The organism is Nostoc sp. ChiQUE02, assembly GCF_034531305.2.
GTDB lineage: Bacteria > Cyanobacteriota > Cyanobacteriia > Cyanobacteriales > Nostocaceae > Nostoc.
Genome location: NZ_JAVRBN020000043.1, coordinates 1 through 13,586, shown reverse-complemented (window position 1 = coordinate 13,586; position 13,586 = coordinate 1). Strand labels below are relative to the sequence as shown.

At 45.5% G+C, this 13,586-nt stretch carries 6 protein-coding genes and 1 pseudogene; 1 reads left to right on the top strand and 6 read right to left on the bottom strand.

What is annotated here, in order from left to right:
- Positions 1-58: 58 nt before the first annotated feature.
- The 6 genes and pseudogenes from RM347_RS29085 to RM347_RS29060 all read right to left on the bottom strand — a co-directional run.
- On the bottom strand, positions 59-5,473 hold the full coding sequence (locus RM347_RS29085) for a phytase (protein ID WP_322718797.1): 5,415 nt from the start codon (positions 5,471-5,473) through the stop codon (positions 59-61).
- A 44-nt stretch (positions 5,474-5,517) separates the two neighbouring features.
- Positions 5,518-5,715: a hypothetical protein gene (locus tag RM347_RS29080; protein WP_322718798.1), complete on the bottom strand. Its 198-nt coding sequence runs from the start codon at positions 5,713-5,715 to the stop codon at positions 5,518-5,520.
- On the bottom strand, positions 5,708-11,683 hold the full coding sequence (locus RM347_RS29075; RefSeq protein WP_322718799.1) for an SdiA-regulated domain-containing protein: 5,976 nt from the start codon (positions 11,681-11,683) through the stop codon (positions 5,708-5,710). Before RM347_RS29075 ends, RM347_RS29080 begins: the two co-directional genes overlap by 8 nt.
- A 157-nt stretch (positions 11,684-11,840) precedes the next feature.
- Positions 11,841-12,002 carry a hypothetical protein gene (locus RM347_RS29070; RefSeq protein ID WP_322718800.1) on the bottom strand — a complete coding sequence of 54 codons (162 nt, stop codon included), beginning with the start codon at positions 12,000-12,002 and terminating at the stop codon, positions 11,841-11,843.
- Positions 12,003-12,269: 267 nt separating this feature from the next.
- Positions 12,270-13,052, bottom strand: a complete 783-nt coding sequence (locus RM347_RS29065) for a COP23 domain-containing protein (protein ID WP_322718801.1) — start codon at positions 13,050-13,052, stop codon at positions 12,270-12,272.
- Between the two features lie 85 nt (positions 13,053-13,137).
- A pseudogene (locus tag RM347_RS29060) lies at positions 13,138-13,434 on the bottom strand (M48 family metalloprotease); the annotation flags it as partial.
- Between RM347_RS29060 and RM347_RS29055 the strand changes: the two are divergent.
- Positions 13,401-13,586 (top strand): hypothetical protein (locus RM347_RS29055; RefSeq protein ID WP_428850631.1); only part of this gene is annotated, 186 nt, incomplete at its 3' end. The pseudogene RM347_RS29060 and the gene RM347_RS29055 overlap by 34 nt on opposite strands.

Below are 13,586 nucleotides of genomic sequence, written 5' to 3'. Positions count from 1 at the left end.
TTTTTAGTACGCAATTACAAACGGCTGTATCTTCTTTACGAGAAACTAGGCGAACAAATTAAACCACGACACTAGCAGAGAAAACAAAATTATTTGCTGTGAGGCTAGTTGATTTAATTCCAACCAATGAAGCCAACTCTGTATTTCCGATTTTCACTAAGGTGTCATTACCCTGTTGCAATAGGGTTAAAGCGCTAAATTGAGTGGCAACAATACCGCCAAGTCCGATTTTGTCAATCCCAACTTTAAAGTCAGTGACGATGTTCTTGCTAGTTGGCAGACTGCTATTAGCAATCCAGAATTGGTCAGCACCAGTACCGCCATTGAGGCGATTGTCACCCTTCTGAGCAGCAAATAAGATATCATCACCATCGCCACCAAACAACCAGTCATTGTCATTCGAGAACAAGATGTCATCACCGGAACCACCATATAGACGGTTATTGCTGCCGTTACTGGTGAGACTGTCATTTCCTGAGCCACCAAATAACAATTGACCAGAACCTTCAATTACTGTGAGAGTATCATCACCTGCTGCCCCAAACAAATTATTACTACCACTGGCTTCTACTATGGTAATAACATCATCACCATTGCCACCATCGGCACTGGTATTTTTAACTGGGCCATTTTGACCAATAAATATCTGATCGTCACCGTTATTCCCGGATACTGAGGAGTCACTGCCTGCAAGCACTGTGTCATCACCGTTCCCAGCCTCGATTGTGTTACCTTTTGTACCCTCTACAAAGTCTGCCCCGTCACCTGCAAAAAAGAATTGTCCTGGCTGAAGATTGACAGTATCGCTGTTGCTAGAACCAAAACCGTTTGGGAAAGTAGGCTGTATAGTTGTCAGGTTTTTGGGGAGTTCGAGAATGCCGAGTTTTTCAGCAGCCGTATTACCCGTAACGTTGAAGTCGTTGTCGTTAATCAAGGCTAGAGTGTTGGGTGCTACCAGTGCCAGTCCTTCTAATTTTTCCACCCCGGTGTAACCCAACTGAGCAGCATTAGCGATTAGGCTTTTGGTGACAGGGGCAATATTAGCAGCAGCTAACTCCGCAGAAGTAAGTTGTTCAATAGTTTTATTGGCTGGCAAGATAAAGTTAGCAGGGTTATTGATGTTGGTCGCCTTGGCTAAATCAATTTTATAAATCAGTTTATTGCCAGCAGATGTAGCATTGTCGTCTCGCTCAACTACCGCAAATTTGCCGTTACCCAAGGAGACTGCATCACCAATTTTATCGGTTCCCGGTAAACCTTCTAGGCGATATAAATACTCTCCTGTTACCTTCTTGGTGACGATATCAAACTCTAGAATTCGTAGGTTGAGAGAACTCTTGGAAGTCGCATCATTGGCGACATCTGGATTATCAATTGGACTCTGAACAAAGGCATATAATTTATTACCTTCTAGGGCTACAGCTTCAAATCCTCGGTTATTGCGGCGTTGGGCATAAACCGCTGGCAATATCTCAGTGCCAAAAGTTCCCGCTGGTTGATCTGGGTCGGGTGCAGTAGCAGTTCCTTTGGGGATAAAGCGGTCAATCAGTTTACCATTAACATCAAAGTGGTAAATTGCTGGACGGTATTCATCTACCATCCAGTAATCTCCATTTTTCGCAATTACAATCCCCTCTAAGTCAGCACCCAAAGGATCGTTAGCTAGGATCTTGTTGTCCAAGTCAATGGCAATTTCATCTGTGTAAGCCAAACCGTTTGCTACACCTTGCGAATTAGGCAGCCCAGTTAATGGCGTCGTCCCATCTTGGCGGAATAGTCCCGTTCTTTTGGTAATGCTGATTTCGCCTGTAGTGCGGTTGAGTTCAAAGCTGACTATTTCTGGTTGGAAGTTGGGTAATAAAAATGGTCTATTTACACCATCAGGTTCTCCATTGGGGCCTCGGTCAGTGTGAGTGACAAACTTCAGATTGCCATTTGCTGCAAATCCTTGAAAATACAACCCAGAGAAACCGCCTAAGAAAATATCTTGGCCTTTAGAGGTCGTACCTAACTTGGGTAGGTCTTCAAATTCATAGATAGTTAGCTTGGGTTGAGCAACAGGATTACGGGGATCGTAACTAGTGGTGTCAATAGTTAGAGAATTGGGGAAGGCATTGGCAATATTTTCCCAAGGTACCAGCTTGAAGTTAGAACTGATGTTTTCTTCTTCATCTCCATCACTAACTATTTTGGCAGGTTCATTGGAGCCATCTTGGGTGACAAATAAACCAAATGGGAAGTTAGTCCCCAATGGTACGTTAATAACATCTGCACCGTCTGACTCTTGTACACTGTCAATTGGCCCATTGTTACCAACCGCAAAGTTACCCACATATTCGTTGTTCCCTTCACGAGTGTAGGCAACAAAGGTGTTGTCGCCTTGGCTGGAGGCTAGTAAGTAGCCTGTGCCATTTTTACCGTAATAAATGGTCAGTCCTTCTACGTCATTGGTGAGGTGAGTACCGCCCAAATCTTTGACTTTATCAATTAGCTTGCCAGTTGTGCCACCATTTGGTTCTGCTTGAAACTTCCAGATACCAACATCTTCCTGTCCAATGTAGAGGAAGCCAGTTTCTTGATCTACCACCATACCCTCGGTTTGGGGATCGCGACCCTCAATTGTTGGGATGGTGAACTCCCGCACCCGTTCAGCCCCAATTTTGCCATTACCTTTGTCAATAAGTTTAAACTGAGCGATATCTCCGGTTTCTCGGCGACTGGTAAAGACGTAATAATCATTGGTGATGGGGCTACGGTATAAAGTAAGTCCGTAAGCACTCCGAGAAGAGGAGGAATAAGGTTCTGCAAAAGGTGCTGCTTGGAAGAGAGTCCCGATACTGCTATCGGTGATGTCTTGCAGGTAATTACCGTTAGCGCCAGGATTGGGGTTAATTTTGAAGATTGCTAGTTTATCATTGCCGCGATCGCTAGCTACGGCAATATCAACCGATTGATTGCCTAATTTAAAACCGTATTGCAGATCAATATTGTTGTAGCGAATACCACCGGGATTAACTGTTTCCAATAAATTACCAGACAAGTCATAAACCCGCAGTCCGCCATTTTTCACTGAGGTTAATACTAGGCTGTCGGCAGAGTTGGTGGCATTAACATAAATGGCAGGATCATCAGCATCAGCACGTTGATCTACTGGCAGTGTTTCATCATCCAACAAATCGGGACGGGTTTCTACTGTGGGTACAGCAGTTGGAACTAAGTCTGCATCCAAAGTGAGGATTTGGGTAAATTGGCTTTGGTTGAAGTTGTTATCACTTACTAGCACAATCGACTGGCGACCATCTGCTAGTTTGGGACCAAAGGTGATGCCTTCGATGTTATCTGTAGGTAGATCCAGATCATTTAAATTCAACAGTAAACGCTTTTGAGCGGGTTTGATCGCTGCTAGTTGTTCAGCACTCAAATTATTGAGAGAATCGTAGAAGCTAATGTCTGTTGATCCTTGCAAGGAAACTTCGTAGATTTTGATGGTGTTGCCTACACCCGCAGAAAAAGAGCGTTCCAAGGCCAGTAAGGTTCCTCGGTTGTCGATCGCGAGTAAATCTGTCAAACCATTGTCACCGGAGCCTGTGCTAGGGTTGGGTGCTTGGGCGATTGCATCGGTGATATAGAGGTATTCTTTTTCTGGTTGTCCACTAATCAGATTGTATTGCAGGATTCGGGAACGGCTGCCACTGGTGAGTGAAGCTTTTAATCCATCTTGGGACAGTGCGTTTTCAGTAGCTGTGAATAAGGTTTTTTGGTCGGGTGTGATGGTGAGGTTTTCAAAGGCTAAGTTATTGTAAACACCTGATGTCTGCATGTCACCTGCATCGACAATACTATTTTTGTTGGTATCTTCAACTACTGGTAAGAATTTGCTGGGGACAAGTAGCGATCGCACTTCTTGCCCTGTGGCTAACGAAAACTCTTTAATAAACGGATTGGTAACACGACCAGCCCCAGGATTAACTTCACCTTCAGAAGAGATGAAGACTGTGCCATTGTTGGTTAAAGCAATACCTTCTGGGTCAAGGCTATTGAGTGCAAAAAAGTTGCCAGTGCTATCTTTTAGGGGTGTAACATTTGTAAAAGTCACTCCGGAATCGGCAGTGAAAGTATAGAAGCGGGCAGGGCCAAATTGGGAGCGATCGTCTGAGATAGCGTAGTAGCGGTTGTTAACAGCATCGTAGGTAACACCAGATAGCCCCCCTAGTGGAGTCGGTGTGCTATTCACAGTTCCTGCCGCGCCAGCAGGAATAAAGCTAGTAGCGAAGGTAGTTTGTCCCACAAATCCTACATTGGGGATGGTTTTACCTGGTTCACTTGGTGTTTGCACATCTGCAAACACCAAGTGATGGTCAGAACTGGGAAAGGGAAAAGTACCTACCAAGGGAAACGTTGAATCGGTATTTAGAGGCCAAAATACTCCTGAGTTGGCAATTGTCAGGTCAGCAGAGGGTAGCACATAGTCAGTCCGCAGGTTTCCGGGAGCATTATCAGCAAAGTCTGCGGTATCAAAGCTAGGATTACCCTTTTGGCTAGCGTTTGCACCAGCTTGTAAGTCTGCTTGTTGGAGACCACCCAGACTGCTAGGAATGACATTAGTATTGATATTGGGATTTTGCAACAGTTGGCGAATAGCATTGTCAAAACTATCACCATCCAACGGGTCTGCATTTTGATCGCCTACAATCACAAAGCTTGATGCAGAAGCAATACCGCCAGTTTTACCCTCATCATCATAAATGTAATTAGCTTTACCAGGGGTAATGTAGTCTGCCCAAAAGCGGATCTCGTCGTGGTTGCGCTTACCGTTGCGATCTTCTGCGCCATCAAAGGTTGGGGGTGTAGGGTGGCTGGCGAGGACATGAATTGTCTTTCCATTCACTTGGATGGGTACATCCCAATTACTCTTGGATGAAAGGCGTAGAACTGCCAGTTCCTCGTCAGAATACCAATCATTTGGCTGTGGTGTTGTGGGATCATCTGGAAGCAAGGCATTTGGCATATCCTTCCAGAGGAAGTTTTGGAAGGTGCGAATGTTGGCAGTATCGATGGGATATTTAGACAGCAGCAACATTCCGTATTGACCACCAAAATTACCGAATCCGAAGGTATCATCGCCGTATCCGGCTGCGCCTGGGGTTGTAACTGCTGTGCCGTTGTTGTTCAAGTCAAAGCCAGAGGCAATACCAGTATTGGAAGGAGCGATGTAAAAATAAGGGTAATCAATAGGAGTTGCACCATTCTGGCTAACGGTTAGATAATTTTTCCGGAATAGTTGAACTGCCTCTGGGGAGTAATCAAACTCATTGATCAGCAGTACATCCGGGTTATTACGCTGGATGATTTCCGCAACCGCCTTTGCCTGAGCATTGTTAGGGGTAGATAAATCACTTACTAACTGACCTTCAGCGTTACGATTCAAAGAAGCATTGAACTGTGAAAAGCGAATTGTATTAGTAGTTACCATGTTTAATTCTGAGAAAGATTCCAGATATGAGACTGCTTGGAAAATTAGGAGTAGGCAGGGATTTTGGAAGTTGCTAAATCATCCCGCTTTCTCTGCAACGCCGAGTATGGAATGGGCGTTGCAGAGAAAGCCTTCATTTCAAACTCGTACTCTCTGTGTTTGAATATCTCTGCGTAACTAAAACGATCGCCCTTTGCGAAAACTTGAGGGCGATCGCGATCGCTTGAATCTGCGTTAAACAAAGACGAAACGAGTATCTGTAGCCAAATTTGTATTGCGGTTTAACCCGTTTTCCACAACAGCAATCAATTCCGTCCCATTGTTGGTGAAAATGCCTACAGCCGACCTAACCGATCCTAGTGAGTAATTATTAGCAACTCCTTTAAGCTGAATCTGATCGTTTGCTTGGAAGTTGATAACATCAGCGTAGTCACTGTTGCCGGATTTAGTATAGAAAACTGAACTGGCATCACCCAAAACGTAAGTATCTGCACCCTGCTCACCGTTGAGGAGGTCGATTTCCTTTGTGCCACCCCCCCAACCAATCAGGCGGTCATTGCCATTACCCCCCGAAAGTGCGTCACTGCCAAGTCCACCCAAGATTGTATCATTGCCATCGCCCCCAAGGAGTACATCGGCGCTTCCCTTGCCATCAAGGTAATCGTTGCCTGATCCACCGTCGATTAACTCATTGCCATTAGTGCCGATTACGCGATCGCTCCCTGCTAGAGCATTGACTATGTATTTGTTCAAACCAGTAAGTTCGCTGACAAAGATGATATCGTTGCCAGTTGTCGCTTTGTTATTGGCAACAGTCAGGTCAAAGGTATCGCTAACATTGCCACCTTTGCCATCAGCAGCGGTAACTGTAACTGCAAAAATGCCGACTTGGGAAATAGTGCCGGATATCAAACCAGTGTTTGCAACGATACTAGAGCCTGTAGGTAAACCCGTTGCACTGTAGCTGAGGGTGTCAGCTTGATCGATGTCAGCAAATTTGTTACTGACATTGAAAGAAAACGACTTGTTGGTAGAGATGATTTGGTCATCAATCGGTTGCACCAGCGTGGGGACATCGTTGACACCAGTGACGGTGACGTTAACGATCGCAGTAGATTGTAAACCTTTACTGTCTGCGATCGCATAAGTAAAACTATCGCTGGCTGTTTGCCCTTGGGATAGATAGTCAAAATTAGAGGCTGTGTAACTCAAGTTTTGCGTATTCTGGTTAAAGGAAACTTGCCCTTTTGTGCCTGTGGTGTTAACAGCAACAATATTTTTAGTATCTCCCTGATTGGGGTCGGTGTCGTTGCTCAGTAAGCTGAGATAGAGATTAGATGTGGTTGCGTTTTCGGCGATATTGACTGTATCAGCTACGGCTGTCGGTGCTTGGTTTGCAGGTATATTAAACCGAGCTAGGCTAGGCTCATGATCGCTATCCTGATCGGCAAACTCTGAGTTGATATGAACTACATCATACCCATCTAGCTTGTTGAGCAAGCTACTACTCACCAAAATGTGGTCAAGGGTTTGGGCGTTACCTTCAAAGTTGTAGGTGTAACGCTCATTTTGAGGCAAAGTTTCAATTAAGGAAGTCAGTCCAGCGCTTTCTAGGGTATTAACAGGGTTGGAAAACTCAAAGTCATTCAAGTCACCCGCTACTACTACATTGGCATTGGGGTCGATCGCTAAAATACTTTCGACAAAGTTTTTCACTAGCGTAGCTTGTTGCTGGCGCTGCACTTCACTACTAAGGGTTGGCGGTTGATTTGGCCCGTATAGCGGTTGGTCGCCACCTTTAGAATTAAAGTGGTTACCAATTACATACACAGTTTGACCGTTAAAAGTAAATTGCCCAACTAACGGCTTACGACTGCTAGTAAAGGCCGAGTTGGTGGGGTCAATCAAACCAGGACTATTAGAAACTGTAGGAACACCAGAGACGTTGCTGACTGTGGTATTGGAAGTGGAAGTACCACCAGGGCGATCTACAAAGTTGACACGATTGGGATTAAACAAGAAGCCTACCCGGATATTTCCACCAGGTTCACCGCCATTAGTATCGTCTACTGGGTTAATTTGGCGATATTGATATGTGGGGCCACCAGCAGATGCGATCGCATTAATTAATGTTTGGAAGGTAAGGCTGGCATCAACGACGCTATCATTGGTCGGCCCGTTATTGTCCTGAATTTCTTCTAGAGAAATGATATCTGGCGATTTTAGGTTATTGACAATGCGGCTGGCAAGATTGTTAAAATTAGTTGCACCATCGCCGGGGTCAAGGTTTTCGACGTTGAAGGTAGCAACTGTAAGTTGGTCGGCGGTGGGAGTTAAATTAGTGACTTCCTTGGTCAGTGTGTTTGAAGTCACAGTCACTGAGCTAGGTAGAACTTCATAGTTGCTGAAGTTATAATCGACCACACCTGTAATCGTGTTGAAAGTAGCACCGACGTTAACTTTAGGTGAGCTACCAGAGGTAAACAGCGTGTCATCAATTTGGATACGCTCTGGATTAAAATCGTTAGGGCTAATCACGATCCCGCCACGGGTTGTACGTCCGGTGGCATTAGCGCCACTGTCTGCAAGTACCCAAATCTCCCCAAAAGAATTTGTCGGACTAACTGCCACAGGATTATTTACCTGTACTAGCATTCCTTCTAAGCTTTCGTAGAAATCAATGCCATCCTGGGCTGGATCAAAAGTGGTCGTTCCAGTTTCAATATTACCAGTAGTGTCGTTATCAATTACCGTCGTTGGAATAGTTCTGCCGCTATTACCCAAAATCGTAGCAGTTGGCAAAGCATTTCCACTGGAGAGTTTGACTATCGTGGGGCTAGTAATTTCTGTAGTCGTCAGGTTATTGGCATTATTACCGGGACGAAACTCCGTGACTGTTCCATTGACTAATATAGAATCTCCAACGGATACGGTTGGCGCTGATGAGGTGAAGACAAAAATTGCTTCGGAAGTGCGATCGTCGCTGTCTGGGGTGGGGTCTTGCAAGTAAAAACCGTTGCTTGTTTTAACCGTGACAATTCCCGCTACATTGCTGACGGTTTGACTTCTCAAGGGTGAGATATGCCCCGCTCCTTGAATGTCGTGAATCCGAACTGCGTCATCATCAGCGATCGCCACTGTTGCAGTAGTAGCAGTACCCAGAGTATAGTTGGCGGTGCTATTTAGAGTCAGAGTGACGGTTTCAGTACCTTCAATTGTCGGATCATCCACAGGTGTAATGGTGATATCCACAAAGGATTGTCCGGCAGCGATCGTTGCTGTGCCTGTTAGGGTTGGTGTATAATCTGCGCTTATGGCTTGTCCAAGACCCGTGGCAACATTGTAATTTACCGTCAGGGCGTTGGTGGTACTGCCTGTGCGAGAGATCCGGAAGGTGCCAGGGTCAGTGCCAGTTTCGGCTGCGTTGGCATCTTGGGCTGCGATCGCGATCGTGGGTAGAGACGAAACAATAGTCCCTGGAGAGCCGATTTCCGTGCTTGAATTTACAGCTACGAATGCACCGTTGACTCCCACAGCGCTCAACGTTGCGATCGTGGCATTGTTTAACAAGGCGGCATTGTCGAAGGTGGCAAATGGGGCTGCGGCTGGAGATGCTCCAAAGACAACATTAGCCTGTAAAGCACCAGTGGAATTATAGATATTCACGGCATCACCACTCGTACCCAAGCCCACGCCCGAACCAGAGTAGTTGCCGATCTTCAAGCTAGCTGGTGGGTTCGCACCGAACCAGTTGGATAGGAAAGTAGGATTGACGGTAGCTCCTTCGAGGAAGATCACCGATTCACCTGCGCCGATGCTGGTGATCCCGTTCAAGGCGACAGACGCTGCGAAACTATTCGAGTTGTCGTCAATTTTCCAGCCTGTGATATCCACGGCGCTCGAACCCTTGTTGGTAAGCTCAAACCAGTCTGCGCCGACGGGCGAATTGCCACTACTCCAAGGAGCTACTTCAGTGATGAAGATACTGCTGGTGGTGGGATTCTCATTCACATCGGTGACTGATAAGGTAAATGCCGTAGTTGCGTCTGGGTTATTGCCAACGGTGGTGTCATTTACATTGACGCTGACGTTGTAGCTGGTCTTAGTTTCAAAATCTAGCATGGTTCCCGCTTTGAGGAACAAAGCATTGCCCGTAATCTCAAAGGAATTGGCATCTGCACCAGTCAAGCTGAGAGTATTTGTTCCCAGAGCGTCATCACTGACGATAATGTTGGCGACTTTAAAGGGAGTTGCAGTACTGGTGCTTTCAGACAAGCTGGTGACGGTATTTGCAAGGCTGACGGCTACAGGAGCTTGATTAGCATAGGTAAATGAGGATGGTGCATAGACCCAAAGTTGAGGGTGATCGATATCACCTCCGCCATTCTCGTTAACGACATAAATCAATCCATCCTTGTCTACCGTGATTCCTTCATTCCCCTGATCCACAACCGACAAAGGATTACCCGTATCGGAGACGATGGTTAATGAGCTAGAGATATTCCCAGTGCGATCAATGTTGACGATCTTGCCCGATTCTTGGCTCAAAATCAGCAGGCGGCTTGAGTCGGGTTGCCCGTTCAAGGACGATAGATTCGACAATGCGAAAACATCCGCGAAGTCTGCAAGCCCAGCTAAAGCTGGATCGAAAAGGTTGGTAGAGTTGACTGTGGTGGCCGAACCGTTGCTGGCAGTTCCCGCAGCAAAATCGATGTTTGTTTGAAAAATTCCTTCGGGTGTAATCTCCTTAACTGCGATGAAGCCACCAGTCTGTGGGTCATAGGAGATACCTTCAATCCCAATATTTCCGACCGTCGTACCGAGCTTTACAGTCTGGACATCGCTTCTGGTAAGGGTGGTTCCTGGGGCATAGGTAAACAAATTAGCCTGCCTGTCTCGCTCCTCAATCAAGACAAACTTGCCGTCACCAACATACGTAAGCCCTTCTGTATCGTAAAATTCCGTTCCTTGAGGACTGTTGCCAAGACCTAACGTCATTGAGTCGATTAATTGTCCCGTCTTCGATACTTGCACGATCGCTCTGCCGCCATCGCCGACAACGAACAGCGTGTCGGTATCCTTGTTGTAGGTAACTGCCGAGACTTCTTGAGCCAGCAAGCTGTTGGTTGGCGGATTGGTTCGCGTAGGTTCGGGTAGATCGTAACGTCCGATGCGGACATAGGTGGAGAGATCGATGGAAGTTACAGGCGTATCGTTGTCAGCGATCGCCACTGTAGCAGTAGTAGCAGTACCCAGAGTATAGTTAGCGGTGCTATTCAGATTCAGAGTAACGGTTTCAGTTCCTTCAATTGTCGTATCATCCACAGGTGTAATGGTGATATCCACAAAGGATTGCCCGGCAGCGATCGTTGCTGTGCCTGTTAGGGTTGGTGTGTAATCTGCGCTTGTAGCAGAACCCGTTGCAAAATTGTAATTTACCGTCAGGGCATTGGTGGTACTGCCTGTGCGAGAGATTCGGAAGGTGCCAGGGTCAGTGCCAGTTTCGGCTGCGTTGGCATCTTGGGCTGTGATCGTGACAGTTGGGGTTACAGATGCTGACAAAGAAAAATCATCGATCGCTAGACCATGATCGTTTCCAGTATCATTATTTTCAATCCAACGAAACCAGAGTGTATCGTTATTTGCCCAGTTTAAAGTATTGAGTGTGCCACCCAGATTAGTTACTCGACCAGATCCGTTACCATCAACCGCAGCAGCAGTTGCAGTTGCCACAGGAGAAGTCCAATTAAAGTTTCCACCAGGGGTAGTCCAATTAGGAACTGTAGTAAAGGATGTACCAAATCCGTACTGTAGAACCATTGACTGGGCAGTAGTATTTCCATTATTGCGCCATTGTTCACCATTAAAAGCAACATTTAGGCTGTTAATGGTTGAGCCGGTGGTATTTATGGCAGAAAAGGCAATCCATCCTGCAACGGCTCCTGATGCGGGACTACCAAAGTAGGCTCCTCCAGAACCAAGCCCCCCTAAAGCTCTATCAGTCGAGCCTGTTGAACCATAGCTGTAAAAACTACCAGTATTACTACTTCCATTGTTTGCTACGTAAGTCGTGATAGCAGTACCAGGAACAGGCTGACTGAAAAGAGACCAACCAGTTAATGTAGTATCATTACTCCAAGGAGTAGTAGAAGTACTTGTGGTAAGACCATCAAAGTCTTGAGAATAGGAACCGTTGAAACTAACAGCCATACTGAAACCCCAGTAAATTAAATAGATAGTTTTTTTGAGCAATCAGCAACAGTCTTAAAACTCAGAGAAGTTAAAATTCATTGCGGATTGTATTAAGTGCAATTCTTACTAGATGAACTGCAATTGCTTGTGTATTAAGTGCGATCGCCCTTGGTAATTATCCAAAGTTATTCACCACTTCGTAACCAGTCCAAAAGCGATCGCTAAACCTACCAGAGCAATTACACTCATTGGCAGGGCGATCGCCTCCCATAACCACAAAAGGATGGATGCAAAAACTTACTTCACCATTTGGGCGAACACAAGACAATATCAGCATGAAAAAATAAACTACATAGCACAAAATAGCTAAGTAATTTACTAGTATTAATTCGTATTCCTCAACTTCAACCTATCCCGGTAAGTTTAAGAAACAGCTAGCAAAAGGTTAAAACAACAAATATTTGGTAGTAAGTTGCGCTCAGATATACACTTTGTTAGTAATAGCATCTCGCCCATAAAAAAAGGCGGACAAGATGCCCGCCCCACAATAAGTAGTTGGATATTTTTTATTTGAAAGTGATTTAGTATTAAAAGCCACTCTTGCTTACCGGAACTTACCAGGACTTAGACGAGCACCGTTAGGCTGAGACTGACGACGAATTGCTACACCACTCCGCAAATTGTTTCCAGTACCGCCATCTTGGCGATCAAGGAAAGGTTTCAGATTAATCCCATTTCTAGATGAACTAACCCGATTATTACCACTACCCAGAAGTGTGCGTCCTAAATTATATAATTCGTTGCCTCCACTACTGCGATCGCCATAAGTATTAACGGCTATAGTTTGTTGTCCGCTGTCAGCAGTAGTCAAGTTCTGAAAAATGCTATTGCGGACAAGAACGGCATCTTTCCCACGCGGTACTGTCAACACAATTCTACACGTTGGGTTAACTTCAGTTGTCACACAAACAATATTTTCGTTATTTTCTACGGATGTCTGAAGTTCTTGTAAGCCATCTGGGCGATAAAGTTCTAAACGACTGGCAATTGCTGCACAACGCTTTTGTGCGTCCCAACCACCGCCCAAAGCCGCAGGTGCTGCCCAAGGAAAGAATTGTCCTGGTTGACTTTGTGGCTGATACATGACAGTGTACTGTCCATTGTAAGTTTGACAGGTAAACCGAGTTGTACCATCAGCTGAGGGTGAAGGTGGTATACCTGTCGATGTGTCTATTGGAACAGGTGCTGATGTGCCGCCTGATGGTACTGTTGGTACGACTACACCATCGCTAGTAGAATCATATTGTGCCATTGCTGCGGAATTGCCCAGGCACAAAGATAAGCCAAGACTGCCCAAAGATATCAATCGAAGCAGTTGTGATGACATAAATCATCCTCCAGTATAAATAAGTAGGGAACTGATAGTTTAAGTGACGAATAATTCTGGCTTTTGATTCAGCAAAAACGCTATTTTTTTCCTTTCTTGCTTTTTTCTCTTCAAGTAGCTTTTTCACCCGTGCTTGAATTTCTGTATGACGCCCCACTCTTTCGTAGGCATAACGATTGTAGCTACTACGGGTAATGAGGGTTTCTAAATCACTAACTCGCTCACCACCGCCTGGGTGCGAAGATAACCAACTAGGATGAGCATTTTTTTGCTGTTTTTCTAGTGTCACCATTAAGTTACGTAAACCATCAGCAGCGTAGCCATTAGCAACAATTAGGCGTGTGCTGAGTGTATCTGCTTAACGTTCCATGTCGCGGCTGTAAGGGACTTCCAGAAAATAAATTATCCAAATTTACTCAGATAAGATTTTTCTTTCTCCCCCTGCTCCCTGTTCCCCAAGATGAAGTCAAAAGTAAAAAGGTGAGCCACTGCGGTGGACGGGAACACCTGCATAAAGCAAGTGCCTCACCCTCA

What these genes read in the sequence shown, in the direction of transcription:
- RM347_RS29085 (WP_322718797.1), bottom strand. Translation starts at nt 5,473, where the DNA reads ATGGTAACTACTAATACAATTCGCTTTTCACAGTTCAATGCTTCTTTG.
- RM347_RS29075 (WP_322718799.1), bottom strand. Translation starts at nt 11,683, where the DNA reads ATGGCTGTTAGTTTCAACGGTTCCTATTCTCAAGACTTTGATGGTCTT.
- RM347_RS29070 (WP_322718800.1), bottom strand. Translation starts at nt 12,002, where the DNA reads ATGCTGATATTGTCTTGTGTTCGCCCAAATGGTGAAGTAAGTTTTTGC.
- RM347_RS29065 (WP_322718801.1), bottom strand. Translation starts at nt 13,052, where the DNA reads ATGTCATCACAACTGCTTCGATTGATATCTTTGGGCAGTCTTGGCTTA.